The 20,678-nt window shown below is 45.7% G+C and carries 21 protein-coding genes; 6 read left to right on the top strand and 15 right to left on the bottom strand.

All coding sequences use genetic code 11. From position 1 onward, the window contains the following. Nucleotides 1–2: 2 nt before the first annotated feature. Genes pilQ through A1359_RS03940 form a run of 5 tightly spaced genes read right to left on the bottom strand, consistent with a single transcriptional unit; the run spans nucleotide 3 to nucleotide 5,080 of the window. Nucleotides 3–2,243, bottom strand: a complete 2,241-nt coding sequence (pilQ, locus tag A1359_RS03960; RefSeq protein WP_066978343.1) for a type IV pilus secretin family protein — start codon at nucleotides 2,241–2,243, stop codon at nucleotides 3–5. 14 nt (nucleotides 2,244–2,257) lie between these two features. Then, the gene (locus A1359_RS03955) at nucleotides 2,258–2,812 is read right to left on the bottom strand and encodes a pilus assembly protein PilP (protein WP_066978341.1); all 555 of its coding nucleotides are present in this window, start codon (nucleotides 2,810–2,812) and stop codon (nucleotides 2,258–2,260) included. Beyond that, on the bottom strand, nucleotides 2,812–3,450 hold the full coding sequence (locus A1359_RS03950) for a type IV pilus inner membrane component PilO (RefSeq protein ID WP_066978339.1): 639 nt from the start codon (nucleotides 3,448–3,450) through the stop codon (nucleotides 2,812–2,814). Before A1359_RS03950 ends, A1359_RS03955 begins: the two co-directional genes overlap by 1 nt. Beyond that, nucleotides 3,447–4,019 (bottom strand): PilN domain-containing protein, encoded by a 573-nt coding sequence (locus tag A1359_RS03945; RefSeq protein ID WP_066978336.1) that lies wholly within the window; start codon nucleotides 4,017–4,019, stop codon nucleotides 3,447–3,449. The genes A1359_RS03950 and A1359_RS03945 overlap by 4 nt, the downstream gene beginning before the upstream one ends. Then, nucleotides 4,019–5,080 (bottom strand): pilus assembly protein PilM, encoded by a 1,062-nt coding sequence (locus tag A1359_RS03940; protein WP_066978334.1) that lies wholly within the window; start codon nucleotides 5,078–5,080, stop codon nucleotides 4,019–4,021. The genes A1359_RS03945 and A1359_RS03940 overlap by 1 nt, the downstream gene beginning before the upstream one ends. Before the next feature lie 208 nt (nucleotides 5,081–5,288). Here A1359_RS03940 and A1359_RS03935 point away from each other — a divergent pair, with 208 nt between their 5' ends. Continuing rightward, nucleotides 5,289–7,661 carry a penicillin-binding protein 1A gene (locus A1359_RS03935; RefSeq protein WP_066978331.1) on the top strand — a complete coding sequence of 791 codons (2,373 nt, stop codon included), beginning with the start codon at nucleotides 5,289–5,291 and terminating at the stop codon, nucleotides 7,659–7,661. A gap of 59 nt (nucleotides 7,662–7,720) precedes the next feature. On the opposite strand, the gene rpmE is transcribed toward A1359_RS03935, so the two are convergent. The 3 genes from rpmE to nhaD all read right to left on the bottom strand — a co-directional run bounded on the left by rpmE (nucleotide 7,721) and on the right by nhaD (nucleotide 10,728). After that, nucleotides 7,721–7,921, bottom strand: a complete 201-nt coding sequence (gene rpmE, locus A1359_RS21790; protein ID WP_083960480.1) for a 50S ribosomal protein L31 — start codon at nucleotides 7,919–7,921, stop codon at nucleotides 7,721–7,723. A gap of 90 nt (nucleotides 7,922–8,011) precedes the next feature. Beyond that, the gene (locus A1359_RS03930; RefSeq protein ID WP_066978330.1) at nucleotides 8,012–9,379 is read right to left on the bottom strand and encodes an AmpG family muropeptide MFS transporter; all 1,368 of its coding nucleotides are present in this window, start codon (nucleotides 9,377–9,379) and stop codon (nucleotides 8,012–8,014) included. A gap of 41 nt (nucleotides 9,380–9,420) precedes the next feature. Next, on the bottom strand, nucleotides 9,421–10,728 hold the full coding sequence (gene nhaD, locus A1359_RS03925) for a sodium:proton antiporter NhaD (protein WP_232322103.1): 1,308 nt from the start codon (nucleotides 10,726–10,728) through the stop codon (nucleotides 9,421–9,423). A 211-nt stretch (nucleotides 10,729–10,939) separates the two neighbouring features. Here nhaD and A1359_RS03920 point away from each other — a divergent pair, with 211 nt between their 5' ends. Then, nucleotides 10,940–12,592: a nitrite/sulfite reductase gene (locus tag A1359_RS03920; protein WP_066978324.1), complete on the top strand. Its 1,653-nt coding sequence runs from the start codon at nucleotides 10,940–10,942 to the stop codon at nucleotides 12,590–12,592. Then, on the top strand, nucleotides 12,579–13,031 hold the full coding sequence (locus A1359_RS03915; protein ID WP_066978321.1) for a DUF934 domain-containing protein: 453 nt from the start codon (nucleotides 12,579–12,581) through the stop codon (nucleotides 13,029–13,031). The genes A1359_RS03920 and A1359_RS03915 overlap by 14 nt, the downstream gene beginning before the upstream one ends. A 61-nt stretch (nucleotides 13,032–13,092) precedes the next feature. Here A1359_RS03915 and A1359_RS03910 read toward each other — a convergent pair whose 3' ends face one another. From A1359_RS03910 to A1359_RS03895, 4 genes are all read right to left on the bottom strand, one after another. Then, nucleotides 13,093–13,530 (bottom strand): hypothetical protein, encoded by a 438-nt coding sequence (locus A1359_RS03910; protein ID WP_066978318.1) that lies wholly within the window; start codon nucleotides 13,528–13,530, stop codon nucleotides 13,093–13,095. Nucleotides 13,531–13,724: 194 nt separating this feature from the next. Further along, a complete protein-coding gene (locus tag A1359_RS03905; RefSeq protein WP_066978316.1) occupies nucleotides 13,725–13,991 on the bottom strand; it encodes a hypothetical protein in 267 nt (88 codons plus the stop codon). A gap of 530 nt (nucleotides 13,992–14,521) precedes the next feature. Continuing rightward, on the bottom strand, nucleotides 14,522–15,046 hold the full coding sequence (locus A1359_RS03900) for a PepSY domain-containing protein (protein WP_066978313.1): 525 nt from the start codon (nucleotides 15,044–15,046) through the stop codon (nucleotides 14,522–14,524). A gap of 43 nt (nucleotides 15,047–15,089) precedes the next feature. Beyond that, nucleotides 15,090–15,833, bottom strand: a complete 744-nt coding sequence (locus tag A1359_RS03895; RefSeq protein WP_066978310.1) for a LuxR C-terminal-related transcriptional regulator — start codon at nucleotides 15,831–15,833, stop codon at nucleotides 15,090–15,092. Here A1359_RS03895 and A1359_RS23015 point away from each other — a divergent pair. Beyond that, nucleotides 15,778–16,035, top strand: coding sequence for a response regulator transcription factor (locus A1359_RS23015; RefSeq protein ID WP_083960479.1), 258 nt, complete (start codon nucleotides 15,778–15,780; stop codon nucleotides 16,033–16,035). The genes A1359_RS03895 and A1359_RS23015 overlap by 56 nt on opposite strands. Before the next feature lie 13 nt (nucleotides 16,036–16,048). Here the strand turns inward: A1359_RS23015 and A1359_RS03890 are convergent, their stop codons facing one another. Further along, the gene (locus tag A1359_RS03890; RefSeq protein ID WP_066978394.1) at nucleotides 16,049–17,359 is read right to left on the bottom strand and encodes a sensor histidine kinase; all 1,311 of its coding nucleotides are present in this window, start codon (nucleotides 17,357–17,359) and stop codon (nucleotides 16,049–16,051) included. A 30-nt stretch (nucleotides 17,360–17,389) separates the two neighbouring features. Then, entirely contained in the window at nucleotides 17,390–18,349 is a 960-nt protein-coding gene (locus A1359_RS03885; RefSeq protein WP_066978308.1) for a PQQ-dependent catabolism-associated beta-propeller protein, read from the bottom strand. Nucleotides 18,350–18,602: 253 nt separating this feature from the next. Between A1359_RS03885 and A1359_RS03880 the strand changes: the two genes are divergently transcribed. Further along, nucleotides 18,603–19,088 (top strand): SRPBCC family protein, encoded by a 486-nt coding sequence (locus tag A1359_RS03880; RefSeq protein ID WP_232322097.1) that lies wholly within the window; start codon nucleotides 18,603–18,605, stop codon nucleotides 19,086–19,088. An 88-nt stretch (nucleotides 19,089–19,176) separates the two neighbouring features. Next, on the top strand, nucleotides 19,177–19,806 hold the full coding sequence (locus A1359_RS03875) for a hypothetical protein (RefSeq protein WP_066978302.1): 630 nt from the start codon (nucleotides 19,177–19,179) through the stop codon (nucleotides 19,804–19,806). A gap of 72 nt (nucleotides 19,807–19,878) precedes the next feature. Here the strand turns inward: A1359_RS03875 and A1359_RS03870 are convergent, their stop codons facing one another. Continuing rightward, a complete protein-coding gene (locus A1359_RS03870) occupies nucleotides 19,879–20,535 on the bottom strand; it encodes a response regulator (RefSeq protein ID WP_066978300.1) in 657 nt (218 codons plus the stop codon). Nucleotides 20,536–20,678: the final 143 nt, after the last annotated feature.

Below are 20,678 nucleotides of genomic sequence, written 5' to 3'. Positions count from 1 at the left end.
GCTTAATGAGTGGTCAAACTACTTTTTACTACTTTTGGTGTTACAAAGATCAATAGCTCTGTCTTGTCTTCGGATACACTTTTTAAGGGTGTGAATAACCAGCCAAGGATGGGGACATCGCCAAACCAGGGCACACTATCTCTGCTGCTAAAATTCTTGGATTCGTAAACACCACCCAAAACAACGGTTTCACCATCCTCTACTTGCACTCGGGTCATGACATTTTTCTTTTCAATCGCAAGTGCCTCGCCGCCAAGGCCGGTTGGTACTGGCAGTCCAGGCGCATCCTTACTGACTTCAATGTCCATGATGATACTACCCGTTGGTGTAATTTGTGGCGTCACGTCCATCATAAGCGTTGCATCGATAAACTCGGTCGTAGGGCCTGAGTTCGCTGAAGAGGATTGATAAGGGATCTGAGAGCCTTGTTCAATATGAGCCATTTGTCTGTCTGATGTCAGTACCCTGGGGTTTGAAAGCTGTTCACCTTTCCCTTCGTTCTGCAAAGCCTCAATTTCAAGGCTCAACAAATAATTTGCGCCGGCAGCTAAGGTCATGGCCAGCGCACCGGGAGGGCTAGCCGCGGCTAAGGTATAGCCCAATTGGGCCAAACCTGCGACATCTGAGTCATTATTTTGAACCGTATTTACGCCAAACCTAACCCCCAAATCACGCGCAAAGGTGGTGCTTGCAATGACAACTCGGGCTTCGATCATGACTTGTCTAACCGGAATATCCAGCTTGGCAATCATTTTGTGTATTTCTTCAAGTTGGGTTGCGGTATCTTTGACAATCAAGACATTGGTTCTGCCATCAGCAATGACCGAGCCTCTTGCAGACAGTAATCGCATATTTTGAGTGCCGCCTGCACCCCCTGCACCACCGGACTGAGATGTTTGTGAGCCACCTGAAGAAGTCCCGCAGCTTCCTGAGCCACCTGAGCTTCCGCCAGTTGTAGAGCCACCGGAACCTGATTTACCGCTGCCTGCCATAGATGCTGACACACTGCGCCCCAGTAAAATGGCGCAGATATTTTCTGCCTTGGCGTAATTGATTTGAATATTCTCGTTTTTTAAAGGTTCCAGCTCTTCTTGAACCTTTCTGGCTTCCAGTTCTTTTTCTTCAAGAACCTTAATCTCTTCGGTAGGGCCAATCAAAATCACGTTGCCGTTTTCTCTTTTAGAGAGGCCGCGCAATTTCATCACCACATCCAAGACTTGATCCCAGGGCACATCGTTAACATGTAATGCAATTGAGCCGCCTACAGAATCGGTGGTAACAATATTAATTTCCTTACCTTCCTGAGTTTTGATGTGATCGGCAAGTATCATCAATACCGATTTAACATCGATTTGTTGAAAATTAAGCGATAACTTGCTGCCGATATAAGGTTGTCTTTCTCTAAGTTGAGCTTCTTTTTCGGCGGGTGTCAACGGTCTAAATTCTACCGTCAATAAGTTATCCTCCTGATAGGAGGAGTATTCATAATTTGGATTACTAGGTGTGATAGCGATTCTGACATTTTCTCCGAGTGGTTCAGCCTCAATTTTTTGTACTGGCGTAGCAAAATCAGCCACATCAAAACTTTTTATTAAAGAGTCAGGGATTGTGGTGTTCAGGAAGTTTAGAATCACTTTTCCGCCAACCTGTTTGGAATCGACCACAGTATTGGGTGTGGTTAAGCCTAGCATCAATCGACCTTCACCGTTTGGTCCGCGTCGAAAGTCTATGCTTTTGATAGATTGTTCCGGTAAAAAACGGCTGAGTGCGGTTTCTTTGCCAGAATTGGCTTGCGAAATTGTATTGACGGCGGCAACAGCGCCGGCGGATTTCAGCACTATATAATATTTATTTCCATCCTGCCGGGTTTGATAAGGCACCTTTTCTGTCAAATTAATAACGACCCGAGTGCGGCCTGAGGCTTCCACCACATAAACCGTATTTGCGGCACCTTGATTAATCGGGAAGCTCTTTTTGGCCAGATTGCTTTTAACGCCATCAAAATCGAGTGCTATGCGTGATGGATTATCAGTTTGGAAAATTTTCGGCTCTGCTATCGGACCACTCATGTCCAATTGGATTTGCAATTGATTGCCGGCTAGAGAAGAAAACTCCAAATTATTAATGCTAGTCTCTGCTGCATTGACCGAATAAATCGGCAATGTGAATAACATTATCAGCATCCAACGGAGCGTGAATTGACTCAGTAAAGTCTTCATCATTTTATTTTGCTTAGTGCTCATGTCTATAACCTTTTTTACTCAGCCAATGCTAATGTTGCTTGTTGTTCGCGCCAGGTTCCTGGTTTGTCTGGCACGATTTCCATCAATTCAATTCTGTCTTCAAGAATCCGCGTGATCTTGCCGTAATTTTGACCCATATGATTGCCGACTTGTACGCTATGAATAGTGCCATCTTTAGCCATGATCAATCCCCACAAGCCCTGATGGTCCTTCAAAGTACCCATCATGCGCAGAGAATCCAGTGAAAAAGCTTCCAGCTCTTCTTTCCGCCGATCGGTATCCGGTCTAATACCACCGACACCTGTTGTATCCAAGCCTGCTTCATCATTGTTTTTTTCTGATGGTTTAAAAGGATCACGCAAGCCCTGAGGTTGAAATATATAGGTTTCAACGATCTTATTTTCCGGCAGGGGTTGAATAGTGCCTTTTGGTCGAGATTTTACTTCTTGAATAAATCTATTCAGATCACTTAGGTCGTCGTTAGCACAAGCCGTAAGCAAGCTTAGTAGTGCAGAACAGAGCAAAGTAATTGAGCGATTAGCTCCTAATGATTTGAAATGAACGATCATTATTTACCTCCCCGTCTGGCTTTGACTTTGCCTTTTGGGTTCCCGGCTTGTTCAGCTTCATTGTAGGTTTTAATGACGGCAGACATGGCCATAGTCCCGCCAACTTTGCCTTTATCAGTTTTAGCGATAGGTGCTATGTTGACATTATGGACGGTTACAATCCTGGGTAAGGAGGCTAATCCACTTACAAACAAACCCAATTCTTCATATTTACCCACTACCTGAATATTAATCGGCAGTTCTGAGTAAAATTCTTTGCTTATAGGTGCGTTGGGTTGAAATAATTTAAATTCCAGTCCGCTAGCCAAACCCGTCTGTGAGATATCAACCAGGAGATTAGCCACTTCGGCTTTGGTAGGCATTTGCTTTAACATTTCACCCAGTGAAGACTCGATTTGCTCCAGCTGAGCCCGGTAATCCGGCAAATTAATGGCTTTTTTTTGTTTGTTTTCAAATGATGTCTTTAAACTGGCTTCTTCTATTTCCAATGCATCGAGTTCGTCCAACTGCGGTACAGTGATGTAATAAACATTCGCAATCACGACCAACAGTGAAACAATGGCTGCCGCTGCAATTTTGATTGGCGTAGGCCAAGCACCAGCAGCATTGATATCCCAATTGACTTCAGATAGGTTCATCGCACAGTCCCCGCTTGATCGCTATCGGGCTTTTTCCCTTGTTTGGCCTTCAAAGAAAAGTCATTCATTTCGCCGTTATTCTTACCTTGGCCTTTGATAACGCTTAGATTCGGTGAGTTTAGCCAGGCAGAATTATCTATTGCCCGCATAAAGGCGGAAACTCGGGCATTCGATTCGGCTTTGCCGTCCATCGTCAAATCAGCGTCAGTTTGTACGAACTTAGTTAAAAACACCCCATCAGGCGTTGTTTTAGCGAGTTCATCAAATAAATGTACAATTTCAGGCCTGCTTTCCTGCAATTTTTGAATTACATCAATTTTGGTCAGCAACTTATTTTTCTTTTCTTCAATGTCTTTGATTTCTGCAATTTTCTTATCAAGCACGGTTATTTCATTTTTTAACAACTGGTTTCTGCTGGTTTGATAATCTTTCATGCCTTCAATGTACATGTACACCAATAGCAAAACCAAACAGGTTGCCAAAATCGCTGCACCAATACTCGCGATAAAGTCTTGTTGCTGTTTCGCACGCAGTTCATCGCGCCAGGGAAGTAAATTAATTCTTGCCATTAATCAAAACTCCTTAACGCTAATCCACAAGCTATCATCATGGCGGGCGTATCGTTACTCAAACTCTGTGGCTTGACTCGATTGGACAGTGCCATATTGATAAAAGGATTGGCAATATACGCGGGAATCCCCAGATCGCGTTCGACTAACTTTTCCATGCCTTGGATTGAGGCGCAGCCACCGGCTAAAATTAAAGCATCTATCCCGCGATTGGCACTTGAAGACACGAAAAACTGCAAAGATCTGGCTATTTGCTGCAGCATAGCCTTTTTAAAGGGATCCAGTACATCAGGGTTATAGTTATCCGGCAGGCCGCCATGTTTTTTTGCTAAACCGGCTTCTTCATAAGAAAGCCCGTAGCGACGCTGAATTTCTTCTGTGAGTTGTTTGCCGCCAAAACCTTGTTCGCGGGTATAAATGGTTTTGCCGTTGTGCAGGATATTCAAGGCCGTCATAGTGGCGCCAATATCGGCAATAGCAACAGTTTTGCTTTCAACATTTTCCGGCAATTGATCCGCCAACAACGTAAAAGCATTTTCCATAGCAAAGGCTTCCACATCGACAATAGCGGCTTTCAATCCGGCGTGATTGAGAGCGGCAACCCGATCTTCGATATTTTCTCGCCGAGAAGCAGCCAGTAATACATCCAGCATTTCCGGGTTATTTTTTGAAATACCTTGCACTTCAAAGTCAAGATTAACTTCGTCCAGCGAGTAGGGGATATATTGATCAGCCTCAACCATGATCTGTTCTTCCATCTCGGTGTCATTCAAGGATGCCGGCATGGAAATAATTTTAGTCATAACCGATGAGCCCGCCACGGCAACACAAGCTCGCTTGGCACGAGTCCCCGATTGTTTGACAGCGGCTTTGATGGCATCACCGATGAGTTCGACATTGGTGATGTTTTTATCAATAATCGCATCCTGCGGAAGCGGCGCCACTGCATAGCTTTCTACCTTGTAGCGAGCACCGGTTTGACTTAATTCCAACAATTTAACCGCAGCTGTACTGATGTCAATACCCAGCATAGCGGACTGATTCCTGTTAAACCAGCTCATGAATGAAACCTATTGAATCGTAGTAACTTAAAATGGCTCCGCAATGCATCCAACTTGGCTTGCAGAGTCCAGCTAGTGTGGAAGTATAGTTAGGTTTTATAATTTTCACACCCTAAGCATTTTTTAAATTCAAACTTTAAGTTGTCCCTGTCTACAAAAGCAGGTATTTTGGCGGCCAATGCAATAACCAATATTATTTTTATCACCTGTGCCCATTAAGAAAGAGCCTAAGCCCAAACGGTTAATCAAATCCCTGTTCAAGTGGCTTTTCTTTATTTTTTTGACATTGTTGCTAAGCCTTTCAGTAGCTTGTTATTTCTTTATTCTCGAACTTAACAAAGAGCTGCCGGACATCGGGCAGCTTGAGCATGTTCAGTATCAAACGCCACTCAGTATATTCAGCCAAGACGGGCTTTTGATAGGCGAATACGGTGAAAAAAAACGCATTCCTATCGCAATAGATAAAGTACCTCAGCAACAAATTAACGCCTTTCTTGCAGCTGAAGATGAGCGTTTTTATACCCATCCCGGGGTAGACTATAAAGGTCTGTTACGCGCGGCAAATCAGTTACTGGCCACGGGTAAAAAGCGGCAAGGTGGCAGTACGATTACCATGCAGGTTGCGCGTAATTTTTTGCTGAGCAAGGAAAAAACTTTTTTACGTAAGCTCAAAGAAATTTTGTTGTCTTTACAAATAGAGAAGCGTTACAACAAAGAACAAATTCTTGAGTTGTATTTGAATAAAATCTATATGGGGCAGCGCGCTTATGGCTTAGCGGCAGCCGCTCAGATTTACTACGGTAAGAATTTGGATGAACTCAAACTTCATCAGCAAGCCATGATCGCCGGCTTACCCAAAGCACCGTCTATTTATAACCCTATAGTTAACCCGGAAAGAGCGGTGGAAAGACGTGATTATGTCTTGCGCCGTATGCTGGAGCTGAATTTAATACAACCCAAAGCGTATGAGCAGGCAGTTAATGCACAAGATGATGCAGCCACTCAGCCCACCAAAATTCAATTAAACGCACCTTATGTATCTGAAATGGCCCGACAAGAGTTGCTGGCAAAATACGGCGAGGATGCTTATACACTTGGACTTAAGGTCTACACCACGGTACCGGCCAGGCTGCAAATTGCTGCTGATCGTGCCGTTCAATTTGCCTTGCATGAATATGATGAACGCCATGGCTACCATGGGCTGCCGCATAAAAAGTTTACAAAAACAAGTTCGCTGAAGTCGTTGAAATCATTGGGCGATAGCCGGCAGGCTGTTGTAACCGCTCTATCTACTGTGGGTGTTGAGACCCGATTGTCAAACGGATCTTCAGTATTGATTGCGTGGAAAAATATTCCCTGGAAAAAGAGCGGCTTCAATGAAACGCATTCTAAAGATATCAATAGTTTTTATATTAAACCAAACGATATTATCTGGGTTAGGCAACTTGCCGACCAGTCGTGGGCGCTGACTCAACTCCCAGTCGCTGAAGGCGCGTTGGCTGCTATCAATCCCACTAATGGTGCCATTTTAGCGATATCCGGCGGTTTTGATTTCTATCGTAGTCGATACAATCGCGCTGTACAATCAAAGCGTCAGCCGGGATCAGGATTTAAGCCTTTCATCTATACGGCAGCCTTAGAAAAAGGTTTTACCGCTGCCAGTATGATTAACGATGCGCCTATAGTGATTGAAGATCCTTCGTTGGAAAATGACTGGCGCCCGGAAAATTACACGCGTAAGTTTTCCGGGCTAACGGCGTTGCGAGTAGCCTTACGAAAATCAATTAATCTAGTGTCCGTTCGTCTATTGCAGGATGTTGGCATTCCCTCTGCTTTAGAAACAGCCATGCGCTTTGGTTTTGATCGCGAACAATTGCCGGCGACATTGTCCTTGGCGTTGGGAAGTGGTTATGCGCCGCCTCTTAAAATGGCATCTGCCTATGCTGTATTTGCTAATGGTGGATTTTCAGTCAAACCCTATCTGATTCAGCGTATCGAAGATCATTCAGGAGCTGTTTTATTTCAGGCTAATCCGCTGTCGGTATGCCTGGATTGTAAGGAGGGCTTGAAAACTGTCAGCAATCCTGCGCCGCGGGTAATTTCAGAGCCGATTAATTTCTTGATGAACAGCTTGTTGCGCGATGTCGTTGATCTCGGTACTGCTACCTTGGCAAAGCAGTCGCTGGGTCGCAGTGATCTTGCCGGGAAAACCGGTACCACAAATGAGCAGCGTGACGCTTGGTTTAACGGTTTTACGTCGGAGATTGCTGTCTCAGCTTGGTTAGGTTTTGACAATTCGCATCCTTTAGGAAAAGGAGAGACGGGTGGCAAAGCTGCATTGCCTATCTGGATAGAGTTTATGAAAACAGCGCTGGAAGGTGTTCCGGAAAAAGCCTTAACCCCACCAGAAGGAATCGTTCAAGCTTATATCAATCCGAATGATGGATTGTTATTAAACGAAAACAATAATGCGGGAATATGGGAATATTTTACTGCAGAGACAGCGCCTAAGACGTATTCAGTGCCGAAACAACCGGAGTTTGAGTTCGACGAAGAGTGGTTTCAAGAGGCGCTATTTTAACAAGTAGGTTATATAGCCGCCTGTTGGAGCTGGCGGCTATGATAGGGCGTACAAAAAACTTATTTACCGAATCTTTTACGGAATTTATCGACGCGCCCTGCTGTATCTACTACCCGTTGTTTGCCAGTATAAAATGGATGGCAAGAGGAGCAGACCTCTATGTTTAAGTCTTTCGACAAGACGGATCCGGTTTCAAAGGTGTTGCCGCAGCCGCAAGTAACGGTAATCTGTTTATATTCAGGATGGATTTCTGGTTTCATAGTGCTCACATACCCGTTCGGGCTACATCATAAGAGAACTGCTTATGATACGACTTGCTTAAATTTACCGCAATAAAAAATTATATCCATTTAGTCGATGGTAATGCTTTTTATCGCATCATTTTCGACATTACCCTTTATTCGCATCACTAAAACCACCAAAATGATGGCGGGAACGCCGATTAAGGCGGCATAAATAAAAAAGCCGTCATAGCCATATCCACCCACAATTTCACCGGAAAAGCCACCAATCAGTTTTGCAGGTAGTGTCATCAAAGAGCTGAACAAGGCATATTGCGTTGCCGTATATGTGCTATTTGTTAAGCTGGAAAGATAGGCAATAAACACCGCCGAGGCCATGCCTCCACAGAGGTTATCTGCACTTACCACACCCGCCAGCAAATATAGATTGGGTTCCAAAACAGCTAAAACGGCAAACAATAAATTGGTTAATGCCACTATGATTGCGCCAAGTAGTAACGGCCGCATAATGCCGTATCGGACAACAAGCACGCCGCCCAGTGATGTGCCGAATATGGTCATAAAAAAACCAAACAATTTAGTAATGTCAGCAATTTCTTTTTTACTGAATCCCAAATCCAGATAAAACGGATTCGCCATCACGCCCATAGCAATATCGCTCATTTTGTAAAGGGCGATTAAGGCTAAAATTAAAAAACCACTGCGGCCATTGCGATGAAAAAACTCGATAAACGGGCTAATGACTGCATCAACAAACCAGCGCATAAAACTGGATAACAATCCAGTATCAGATTTAACTTTAAGTGAATGCTCTAGTTCTTTTTCGATGGCTGCGGCTGATCGATCGGTTCGATGTTTAGGCTCGGTAATTAACAGTGTCGACACAATTCCTATCAGCATTAATCCAGCCATTACCTGGTAGGCGACTTGCCAATTCACAAATTCCGCCAGGTACAAAGCGCCTGCTCCTGCCACCAGCAGCGCCAATCGATAGCCAAACACATACATAGCTGCCATCGCGCCTTGGAATTTTACGGCTATTATTTCAATACGATAGGCATCAATAACGATGTCTTGTGTTGCAGAACAAAAAGCCACCCAAACCGACAGCAGTGCTAATTGCTGTAATTGACTGTCGACGGGTATTTGGCTCATTTTCCAAAGGCCGATCGCAATACCAAGCTGAGATACCAGCATCCAACTACGTCGTTTGCCAAAAATGCGGGTCAAAAAAGGCAGTGGCAAGCGGTCGATAACAGGCGCCCAAAATACTTTGATGGAATAGGCGACGCCGACTAAGCTGAAATACCCGATGACGGATAGGCTGATGTGCTCATCCGCCAACCAGGCAGACAAGGTAGAAGATACTAGGATAAAAGGCAGACCGGCTGAGAAGCCCAGGAAGATCATACCCAGCACTTCTGGCTGGGTATAGACGGAGAAAGCTTGGCGCCAACTTTGTCGCGTTATCGCCAATCGCTTCCTCCTTTAGCTGTTAAATTGGCTAACAAAAGCCTCTAACCATTAACCAAATAATGAGTGAGGATACTGGCAACGTAGCCTGCTGCAATTGCAGGGGTCCATTTCAAGTGACTGAAAAATGTGTACTTGTGATTGGATTGACCCATCAATGCCACGCCTGCCGCAGAACCAATCGATAGCATGGAGCCACCCACGCCAGCCGTCAAGGTTACCAACAGCCACTGATAAAGATCCATATCCACACCCATGTTCAATACAGCAAACATAACTGGAATATTATCAACAATCGCCGAAATGATACCCACCAGAATATTGGCAGTAGTAGCCCCCAAGCCGTCATACATGCCTTCAGACATTAACTCTAGGTAACCGATGTAGCCCATACCGCCAACCGCAAACACCACACCAAAGAAGAATAACAAAGTATCCCACTCGGCATTTTTGACTTTATTGAAAATGTCGAAGCCATCGCCACCCTCAACGCTGTAACGTACATGCAGTGCATGGCCATACAGCATTAATACAGATAGGCCCAACATCATGCCCATAAACGGTGGTAAATGTAAAAATTGCTTGAAGCTGACCGCCGAAACGATAGTCAAGGCAAACAAGCCGCAAATAACAAGTGCGCCTGGCTTCATTTCAACAGCCGCTTCATTGCTGGCCTTTGGCTGTTCATCAGGAATCGCTTGCCACATGAAGAAAGCTGGTACGACATAATTTACGATTGACGGGATGAATAATTTGAAGAAATCAAAAAATTCCGCATATCCAGCCTGCCAGACCATCAGTGTGGTAATGTCACCAAACGGACAAAACGCGCCACCTGCATTAGCTGCGACAACCAGATTGACGAAGCCGATGCTTAAGAATTTTTCGTTATCAGCGCCGACCGCCAATACCACAGCGCCTACCAGTAGTGCAGAAGTCAAGTTATCAGCAACTGAGGACAAGAAAAAGGTAATGATGCCGGTGATCCAGAATAACTGCTTATAACCAAACTCTTTTCTAATCATCCAAGAACGCAGAGCTTCGAACACGTTACGCTCGGCCATGGCGTTGATGTAGGTCATGGCCACAAGCAAGAACAACATCAGCTCGGCATATTCTTTCAAATTGTGTTCGAAGACTTTGTGCAAATCTTCGTTTGACACGCCGGCTTCTTGGGCCAAAATAGCCACATGTCCCCAAATCACCGCAGCCGCAAAAATAACTGGCTTGGATTTACGCAAATGCGTAAACTCTTCGGTCATCACAAAGGCATAAGCCACAATGAATATCAAAACGGTATAAATACCGCGTTCAGTTCCAGTCAAGCCAAGGTTTTTAATTTCCTCGGCCATAGCTATTTCCGGCAAAAACAGTAACCCGGCCAAAATCAACAGTAAGCGCAACAAGACAACCCCCCAAATCTAAAAAGTTTTAGTTATTTTTAACATTATAAAAAACAGCTCGGCATGGTATCACCATACAATAAACTTTGTCATTTAAAGCCCACCAGTATATTATTCGTCGCCATATCGAAATTGCCTGCTAAACAAAAAACACTTCTAAATGTATCAATATAACGAGCAAGATCAAACGCTTATTGAAGAGCGCGTCACCCAGTTCCGAGGACAAACACAACGGTTCCTTAACGGTGAACTTGGTCCGGATGAATTCAGAGCGCTGCGCCTGATGAACGGACTTTATATTCAAACTCATGCTCCCATGCTGCGCGTGGCCATACCTTATGGATTACTAGCCTCACGGCAACTCAGGACGCTTGCCAAAGTGGCGCGTAACTATGACAAAGGGTATTGCCACTTCACCACTCGGCAAAATGTGCAATATAACTGGCCAGCGCTGGAGCAGGTACCTGACATATTGGCTGAGTTGGCAGCCGTGCAAATGCATGCGATTCAGACCAGCGGCAACTGCTTACGTAACACTACTTCAGATCATTTAGCCGGTGTTTGTGTTGATGAAATCGAAGATCCGCGTCCCTATTGTGAAATCATTCGCCAATGGACTACTTTGCACCCCGAGTTTGCCTACTTGCCGCGTAAATTTAAAATAGCTGTCAGCGGCTCCGAGCATGATCGTGCTGCCGTTCAATTGCATGATATTGGGGTTTATTTAGTTCGCAATGAAAATGGCGAAGTCGGCTTTAGAGTTCTGGCTGGTGGCGGTTTAGGTAGAACGCCCATCATTGGTCAAACTATTAAACCTTTTCTGGAAAAGAAATATTTACTGTCTTATCTAGAAGCCATTTTGCGGGTTTATAACCTGCTTGGCCGTCGTGACAACAAATATAAGGCTAGAATCAAAATTTTGCTGAAAGAAACTGGCCTAGAGAAATTTACGGCTTTAGTTGAAGAAGAGTGGTCGCGGACTCGTGATGACATACTGGTCAGTGATGAGCAAATACTAGCCATGAAAGCGCAATTCACCCCCCCGGCATATGACGCCTCAGCGGATGCCGATGCTAGTTTTGCACAACATTTGACCGCAGATAGCGAGTTTGCCAAATGGTTTAAATATAATAGCGCAGATCACAGAGTGCCAGGTTATCGGGTTGTTTTTGTTTCTTTGAAAGCCCCTGATTCGCCTCCTGGTGATATCACTGCTGAACGATTGGATGCGCTAGCGGACTTGGCTGACAAATACAGTTTTGCTGAAGTCAGAAGTACACATCGACAAAACCTGGTTTTGGCCGATGTTAAACAAGCCGACCTGTTTCCGCTTTGGCAAAAACTGGCGGCTTTAAAACTGGCCACGCCCAATATTGGGACAGTAACAGACATGATCTGCTGTCCGGGTTTGGATTTTTGTTCATTGGCAAACGCGGGTTCAATTGGCGTAGCCAAAGAAATCAATGAAGCACTCGATGACATGGATTACATTCACGACATCGGCGACATCAAAATAAACATGTCCGGTTGCATGAACGGTTGCGCCCACCAAAGCGTGGGCCACATCGGCATACTGGGCGTCGATAAAAAAGGTGAGGAATGGTATCAAATCACGTTAGGTGGTTCTTCTGAAAATGAAGCGGCCATTGGTGATCGTATGGGGCCGGCTGTAGCCAAAAACCAGATAACCCCAGCTATCATTAATATTTTGTCTGTATACGTTCAGATTCGTCTTGAAGACGAAACTTTTTTACAATCCGTCAAACGTGTCGGTCTTGAACCTTTCCGGGAAAAAGTCTATGCCAATCATTAAAGATCAACAAATTTCTGATAACACTTGGAGCTTTGTTGCCGATGATGCTCCATTGACCGACGGTAATATTACCGTTACGCTCAATCGCTGGCAGACAGAAAAGCAAGCGCTATTGCAGCGTTCAGGCAGCATTGGCATTCGACTGTCGCCTGCCGACTCGGTTGAGGCTGTCAGTGCTGACCTGGCCAGCTTTAAGCTGATCGAGCTGTATTTTTCTGTTTTTTCCGATGGCCGCAGTTTTTCTCAGGCCAGGCTGCTGAGAGCTCGTTATGGTTATCAGGGTGAAATACGCGCAGTCGGGCACTATATGACTGATCAGGTGTTTTATCTGAAACGGGTGGGTGTCGATGCCTTCGAGCTTAATAATCCCAAAGCAATTGAACATGCACAGGCTGCTTTAAACGACTTTTCAGTACGCTATCAAGCATCCAGTCTCTAAGTCTGGCATCGAATCAAGCAACTGAAGAAAAACCTGTGGGTTGTTATGCAGGTTATAGGTATTAAAGCGTGATGTCAGTATTCCAGCCCTGAACAGTTTCATGGCTGGGGGCTTTTTTTCTTAGTTCGGTTATGTCGGTAATAGCCAAACCCATTCGCCTGCGATCTCGGCGGCGCCTGTCATCTGAATGCAGGTTCCCTTGTATGCGTCTGTCATTATCGCGAAGTCTAAAGTGAAACTCGGAAATGTTGATTGGCTTGCCATTAAGGGCTTTTCGATTAAGCAGTTTAATGATGCGTTTGCCGGCCGCATTGGGATTAACCCGAATTAGTGCATTAAACTCGGTGATAGCGGTTTGATTTTCTTTGAGTGTCTGAATTGTTATGTTCTCAACTTTGCCTGGCTTGGCAAATAAACCGCCTTTCAATGCAGGAGCAACAAAGACCTCAATATCAGGAATTAGAGTAGAAGGGCTCATTCTTTTCAAAATCAGTAGCATGTTATTCACCGTTTAGCTTGGTGTAGCATCTGCTCAATACAGTATGCTGTTAACCAGTTTGCCAAGTTTAATGTAATGAATTTGCGAAAGATAACAGCTAAGCTCAGTTATGAAAATAACTTTAATCAAGTCTTAATTTTTGAGGTTGGGCGAATGGTTTTGCCCATTCGCCCGCTTGAGATTTGGCGACCTGATTATTCAGACAAGCGTTTTGTAATCCGGTGATAAGATTCTTTAAGTTCTTCACCGACAATTTTAGCTTTGCTGATGAATTCTTCTGAAGTTTCAATGGATTCGTCTGCGATTTCGGAAGCCTTGTGTTTTATCTGCTGCCACTGCTTTTCGGCGTCATCAAATTCGTCTTTCGCTTCCATGCCGGCAAGATGTAATTTTAATTGCAACTCTTCACGTTCCACGTTTAATTTGCTCATTAGAGTTTCAAATTCAGTTTTTAATGACATATCGCACCTCTTGTTGTTTAGTAGATAATTTAACAGCAACAAACTATTGCTTAACTGATTTTAGCCCCTTCTTAGGCCATTTCGTCATTATTTTTTGCAGCGTTGTTGTTTAAGCCGCGACTAGGCATTAAAGCCGACCATCAGCCAATGTAAACGTGACATATCGGTATCTGACACGACGATCTTATCTGTTGCTGTGAGCCCCATTCTTCAAGCTTTTGACAAACAAATTAATTTTAACAGTCCTCATGTTGCAAGCTACATTTCCGCTTAATTCATGCACATGATGTACCCAGATTTTACCCAAGAGCAAGTTATACCAGCAGGTTACTGAGTGAGGTTTTAGAAGTAAGGATTTAGCTTGGAATAACTTCCCGAATTGCTATTCCCATGCAAAACATCGTGGATTGCCGGAGCCCAGCAGTCATGGATGACTGAAGGCCTTCCAGAGTCAAGTCAAATCGGTAGCTGGAAGTTATTTATGACCAAACCCCAACTGCCCGGTAAGCACCGGGCAGTTGTCTGCATGATTAACGACGCTCGTCGATTTCTTCTCCGATTTCCCATTCCTCGGTAGCGGTTTCAATGATTTTACCGCTAGTCGCATCGACCTCTATTTTGGTTTCTACACCTTTGTCGTTGACGATATCGAACTCATAGGATGACGAGCCGTTTTCTTCGACTTCATATTCGACTTCTTCGATGGTACCGGGATTGGCTTTTAGCGCAATGGCGGCGGCATCTTCCTCTGTGATTTTGACATTTTTCTTGAATGCCTGACTGTTGGGGTCGGACACTTCAGATTCTTTTTCGGTCAATTTGCCGCTGTCGGCATCACAGATGAATTCCCATTCTTGCCGATTAGCGTCGCGTAATTCCAGTTCATAGGCCTCTTTCCCGGAAACGGACAGCTTTTCCAGTTTAATCAGGTCGCCTGCTTTTTCTTTTTTGACTGCTTGAATGCAGTTTTCTAGAGCTAGATCGGTCGCCAACACATTGACCGAAAGCATGCTTAAGCCGGCTATCGCGGCAAATTTGATTGATATATTGTTCATAAGTTACCTCGCTAAAAAAAGAAATATTCCCGAGCGTCGGGAATCATACCTTTTTGTGGCTGATGAGGCCATGGCATTTGGCAAAGTCCAGCATCTCTTTTCGGCTTTCGACTGCCAGTTTGAGCTTGAGCAGGGCTTGGCAGTTAGATACAGTTTTTCGGCTGATACCTAATTGTTCGCCAATGGCCTGCAAGCTGTCTCCTTCCGCCAGCATACAAAACACGTCGAATTCGCGAGAACTCAGGGCTGTAAAAGGTTCAAGCATTTTCTTGATCTGGCGAATGGCCAATATTTGCGCGATATCGTTATCCAGATAGTATTCCCCACTTAACACCAGCCGAATGACTTCAGCCAGCTGAGCTGGCGCAGGCTGCGAACAGAGAATGCCTGTAACACCTAATTGCAGACACGCAAGTACCAGGCTGGTACAGCATTCCGTTCCGACAATGATTTTACATTCCGGGCAAATGCCGCGTAATTGTTTCAGGCAAGGCAAAAGGGTTAAGGCGGTTCGACTAACAAGCAGGATAATCTCAGGACTGTCTGCCGAGATATCTGCCCAGTTGTTGGGATCGATTTGCGTGGCAGTCACTCCATGCGCAGCCATCATTTCGCTTTCGATGTTGTAAATATCGGTGTCGTATTGAAGAATCTTGAGCTTGATTGGCACGAAACCACCGCGAGTATGGAAGATGAGAGCGATATGATCCAATGAATCGCATAAAAAAGAAATTTTCCTATCCAAAACGGCCAAAAATCCGCCGGATACCACCAGCACAAAATCCATTATCGAAACCTTTAGCCCGCGTGAATTCGACGTATTCCGCTTATTGGCGCAGGGCTTGATCAACCAGAAAATCGCCGATCAGCTGTGCCTGGGGCAAAAAACAATTGCCAACTACGCCACTCAGGTCAAGAAGAAACTCAAGGTAGAAACCACAACCGAACTGGCGCACATCAAAGTCCATCCGGATTTACTGATCAAATAGCCATCGGCTGCATTCAAGTCAGCGGGATACTGGCCGTGATGGTCATACCTTGATTTGGCATGGACTGCATGACTAATTCCCCCGTTAGGGACTGTATGCGTTCTTTCATGCCGAGTAAGCCAAAACCTCTGCTAGTGCTGTTCAAATCGCAGCCTCGGCCGTCATCCTGCACTTGAAACTGCAAAGTATTTTCCGGATCATCGGCTATCTCCACGCTTATATTGACTCGACGGGCCTGGGCATGACGCACCACATTGGTCAGACATTCCTGGATCACCCGAAAAATCTGTATCGTGACATTTTTTTCCAGGTAATCCACTTCGTCGCAGCATTGCAAAGACAAACACAGTTCCGGATTACGCTCGGACCAGTGATTAACCATATCCTCCAGGGTCGCTTTCAGGCCCAGTTCAGTTAGGATCAACGGATGAAGCTGTTGCATCATGGAGCGCACCACCCCCATTAGGTGATCGCAAATATCGGTAATGGATGCCGAAATCTTACCCGGATCGGCTTTTTGATGAATGGCGGCAACCGCCATCACTTTGATGGCAGTGAGCGATTGACCTAACTCGTCATGCAGTTCCTGCGACAAGCGCTGTCTCTCATCTTCCTGAATTGCCAGGGAATGCTGAGTGAGCGAGCGATTCTGCTCTTGCGCTTTTTCCAATTCGCTGGTCATATGATTGATCGCTTTAGCGATGATATCGAACTCTGCGGTTTCGAACGTCGGTAACTGTTGTCGATATTGTCCTGTTTCTATCATGCGCAACGCATCTACAATCAAGCCAATTGATTTAAAGGATTTATTTAAGACCAGGTTTACAGTCATAAAACTGAGGGCGGTCAGTAGCGAAATCGATAGAAAAAACGCCACACTCTCCTCCCATACTTCGGTGATTTCATCCAGAGGTTGTGCTTTTATCAGCAAAGTGACTGTGTGTCCGTCGCTGGTATGAATCTGCTTTTTCACTTCCGGATACTGATCCAGAACAAAGCTAATAAACCACGCCGGCGGCATAGCCTCGGGCTGTCTGGTTGCCTGATCCTCAGTCAGTTGACGCAAATCGCCATTGGGTTTTAGCAGTTCAATCGTGAGGTGACGGGTTTGACGCAGAGCCCCTAAACGGCTGAGCTCGTCCAGCTTCAATGAGGTGTGTTCCGAACCGCCCAGCGTAATAAATTGCAAGGCAGAACTAATCGAGGCATCCACTTCTTTATTCACCGCCTGGCGCGCCTGCCAAATGGCAATCGCTCCGCCTAAAACCAGAATACAAAGCGACGACAACAAGATGCGAATGATGATTTGATAGCGAATACTCATGCCGACCATCTCCCTACTCTAGAAACTGCGTTAGGGTTTAACTGCAACGCCCCAGGGATAACGACCTACCGCAATTGATTTTGTGACTTGCTGTTTTTCCAGATCGATGATGGAAATATCGTTACTGACGCCATTGGTGGTGTACAAACGCTTTTGATCCGGCGAAAAAGCCAGATTCCAAACCCGTTGTCCCACCAAAAAGTATTTCTCCACTTCCAAGGTCTGTGCATTGATCATCGCTACACGATTCGCGGGACCCAATGCCACGTAGGCTTTTTGCCGCTGACTATCGATGACCACACCAACCGGCTGAATCAGATCTTCCGTAACCCCCGGGATTTCGAATTTAATCGTTTTGACAATTTGCCGAGTGTTCGCATCCAAGACCATCGTGGTCCCGGCCATCTCGGAGCTTACCCAAAGCTGCTGATTGTCTGCGGTAAAGCTTAGGGCGCGCGGCCTGGGGTCGACCAAGGTGTTATCGACCACCTCCAGTGTCTTGCGATCGATCCAGTGCAACATATTGGTAGCTTCGGTCGCGCTGACCAACCAGCGATCGTCCGGGCTGACTGTAATACCCTCCGGCTCGACGCCCACCTTCACTGTTTTTGTGACCTTGCCTTGTTTCAGATCGATCGCCGTAACCATGCTGTCATCTTCATTGGAGACGAACAGCGCCGTGCCGTCAGGACTCAAGGCAAAGGTCTCCGGATCTTCTCCGGACGGCAGGTTTCCAATGACTTTCATCGTCTCGCTGTCGATGACCTGAATGGTGTCGTCGTCACTGGTCGCTACATACAAGGTTTTGCCATCGGGGCTGATCGCAATGCCACGCGGACGTTGGCCTACCGGTACGGTGGACATTAAAGTGCCCGAGATAGGATCGACCACGGCCAGAGCGTTATCTTTTTCCAAGGTCACAAACACCGTTTCAGCACCGGCTGTTACGGCATGGCAAATAAGCAGTGCGCTAAGGATAGATAATTTCATTGGCGTCGAAAACAAAGATCAAAAACCAAACCTTACCATGAGCCTACTCAGCCTCAGCCGCTGCCCGTCAAAATAAGATTTTTTCCTATAGTGCGATTATTCAAGCGGTCTCAGAAGGAATTGTTCGTCCATGCAAACGGGCTTTATTCCCAATGTTTAAACATGTTTTCACTCGATAATATGACTCTTTTGACGATGTTAGGTTAACGTTATGCGAAATATGATACTCATGATAGGTCTTCTTCTGGCGAGCATGTCAACATTGGCCCATGGCCCTACGCCGCAAAAGGCCAAGGAATCCATTATCATAAATGTCGCGCCGGATAAGGTTTGGGATTTAGTGAAACGATTCGGCGATATTGCCGCATGGCATCCCGACCTCAGCAAGAGCGAAGGCGACGGCCTTAGTCAATCGGGTGGTAAACGTACTTTGACTTTCCAAAACGGTCAGACTTTAGTGGAAGAGTTGGACTATTTCAGCGAGCAAGATCGTGAATACAACTATCGATTGAAATCCGAGAATACCCAAGCCTTTCCGGCCAGTTCCTATACTGTCGAGTTGAAAGTAGCGGCAGGCGAACAAGCTAGTCAAAGCGTAGTCACCTTAAAAAGCCGGTTTTATCGTGGCGATACGGGTAATTCCCCCGCCGATTCCTTAAATGACGAAGCGGCTGTCAAAGCCATGAACCGATTCCTCACTAACGAGCTGACCGGTTTAAAAAGCAAATTGGAGCCCTGAGCTTTAAAAGCAATGACCGTCTATCGTTTGTGGCAGCCAGCCATGCCGACCGCGATTCGCAAACAAAATTCAACCCTCGGGAGCAGACATGACAAACATAAAATTAATCACAGGTTCTATCGCTGCACTATCCTTGCTGGCAAATTGCGCGCTTGCCGAAACGGTATACGAACCGGCTGAATATCAACCCCGGAACAGCTACACCGCTTCAGAATTTAAAATCACTCCCGCGAACCGGCCACACAATTCTCCGGCTGCGCCAGCAGTAGCAATAACGCAGGTCGAGCCGTCGTCTCCTCAAATACGACCGTCAGCCACTGGCGACGAAGGTAAGTCGAGCAGGTCCGACATCGCTGCGGGAACCATGGCTCAGCAGCCAGAGTTGGCAACCGGCAAAGCAAGCGCTGCAGTGGGGGCTTCGTCCAATTCGCCCAGCAATGATCTTCTCTACCCGGGTATTGTGCTGTTGGGCGTTTTGATGTTTTGGCTGGTTAGTAAAAAACGCTTACGGAATACCAGTTTGTTTACCGCAGGCAAGCCCGCCACGTCTGAATCCTGCACAACGGTCTTAACAGGGGTGGAAAGATACCTGCAAAGGTATAACTCCAAGAAAACCGGCGTGGAAAAATATTTGGAAAAACATACCAAGGCTACAAAGCCGACCGGCGTTGCAAAATATCTGGCAAAACAGGTGGTTCGAGACAAAACAACCGCATAAGTCTGAGCTGGTTGGTGCCGGGCTGGCTTTTGCCACGCCCGGCCCGTTCAACGGGAATAGCGTCTTTACCGGTCACGGTTGACTACGATTAACGATTCCGTGCCTGTTCGCCAGTAAAGCTAATTCAGACAAAGTTTTGATGCCTAATTTTTCCTTAACCGAGGTGTTGTGGTTACAAACCGTCTTATAACTTAAGCACAAACTCTCCGCCGCTTCCCGTGTACTCATGCCGGTGGCCAGCAAGCGAAAAATATCAAACTCGCGCGGCGACAAGGATTTTATTCTGGCTGATTCGTCCATCTCCGTTGCCACACTGACCGCCAACTGCTGCGCTATGCTAGGCTCGACGAAAGTACCACCCTCCGCAATCAGGCAAACGGCTGAAATCAAGGTTTCCGGCGCGCTGCTCTTAGTAATGTAACCTTTGGCACCGGCTTTTATGGCTCGAGTGACATAGACCGGCTCGTTATGGATGCTAAAAACCAAAATCTTGCAATGCGGATGTCTATTTATCAGTCTGCGTATACTCTCCAAGCCGCCAAAACCCGGCATGGAAAGATCCATAACCACCACATCCGGCTCCAGTTGGGCATAGAGCTGACAAGCAATTTCACCACGCTCTGCCTCGAATATGTCTTTTATACGTTCCGAAAGCGATAAATAGGTTTTGTAGCCGGCTCTGACTACCGCGTGGTCATCGACCAATAACACTGATATTTTTTTGGACACTTGAAGTATTTAAAAGCAAGAAATATTGACGTGTAATGCAATATATTCGGTATTGCATTACCCCTGCGTAAACTGCTTCATTGTCCTTACTTTACACCGGATTAACTACGGGATATTTTCCTTTATTTTATTTCAAATACTTG

It is taken from the genome of Methylomonas lenta (assembly GCF_001644015.1).
GTDB classification, from domain to species: Bacteria; Pseudomonadota; Gammaproteobacteria; order Methylococcales; family Methylomonadaceae; genus Methylomonas; species Methylomonas lenta.
The sequence above is the reverse complement of the archived record's forward strand: the minus strand, read 5'-3'. Positions and strand labels throughout refer to the sequence as shown.

Bases quoted from the DNA above. Each gene is read 5' to 3' on its own strand.
- A1359_RS03940 (WP_066978334.1), bottom strand. From the start codon at position 5,080: ATGAGCTGGTTTAACAGGAATCAGTCCGCTATGCTGGGTATTGACATC.
- A1359_RS03905 (WP_066978316.1), bottom strand. From the start codon at position 13,991: ATGTCATTAAAAACTGAATTTGAAACTCTAATGAGCAAATTAAACGTG.
- pilQ (WP_066978343.1), bottom strand. From the start codon at position 2,243: ATGAGCACTAAGCAAAATAAAATGATGAAGACTTTACTGAGTCAATTC.
- A1359_RS03950 (WP_066978339.1), bottom strand. From the start codon at position 3,450: ATGAACCTATCTGAAGTCAATTGGGATATCAATGCTGCTGGTGCTTGG.
- A1359_RS03910 (WP_066978318.1), bottom strand. From the start codon at position 13,530: ATGCTACTGATTTTGAAAAGAATGAGCCCTTCTACTCTAATTCCTGAT.
- A1359_RS03890 (WP_066978394.1), bottom strand. From the start codon at position 17,359: ATGAGTATTCGCTATCAAATCATCATTCGCATCTTGTTGTCGTCGCTT.
- A1359_RS03885 (WP_066978308.1), bottom strand. From the start codon at position 18,349: ATGAAATTATCTATCCTTAGCGCACTGCTTATTTGCCATGCCGTAACA.
- A1359_RS03875 (WP_066978302.1), top strand. From the start codon at position 19,177: ATGACAAACATAAAATTAATCACAGGTTCTATCGCTGCACTATCCTTG.
- A1359_RS03895 (WP_066978310.1), bottom strand. From the start codon at position 15,833: ATGGATTTTGTGCTGGTGGTATCCGGCGGATTTTTGGCCGTTTTGGAT.
- A1359_RS03920 (WP_066978324.1), top strand. From the start codon at position 10,940: ATGTATCAATATAACGAGCAAGATCAAACGCTTATTGAAGAGCGCGTC.
- A1359_RS03880 (WP_232322097.1), top strand. From the start codon at position 18,603: ATGTCAACATTGGCCCATGGCCCTACGCCGCAAAAGGCCAAGGAATCC.
- A1359_RS03900 (WP_066978313.1), bottom strand. From the start codon at position 15,046: ATGAACAATATATCAATCAAATTTGCCGCGATAGCCGGCTTAAGCATG.
- A1359_RS03945 (WP_066978336.1), bottom strand. From the start codon at position 4,019: ATGGCAAGAATTAATTTACTTCCCTGGCGCGATGAACTGCGTGCGAAA.
- A1359_RS03955 (WP_066978341.1), bottom strand. From the start codon at position 2,812: ATGATCGTTCATTTCAAATCATTAGGAGCTAATCGCTCAATTACTTTG.
- A1359_RS03915 (WP_066978321.1), top strand. From the start codon at position 12,579: ATGCCAATCATTAAAGATCAACAAATTTCTGATAACACTTGGAGCTTT.
- nhaD (WP_232322103.1), bottom strand. From the start codon at position 10,728: ATGGCCGAGGAAATTAAAAACCTTGGCTTGACTGGAACTGAACGCGGT.
- rpmE (WP_083960480.1), bottom strand. From the start codon at position 7,921: ATGAAACCAGAAATCCATCCTGAATATAAACAGATTACCGTTACTTGC.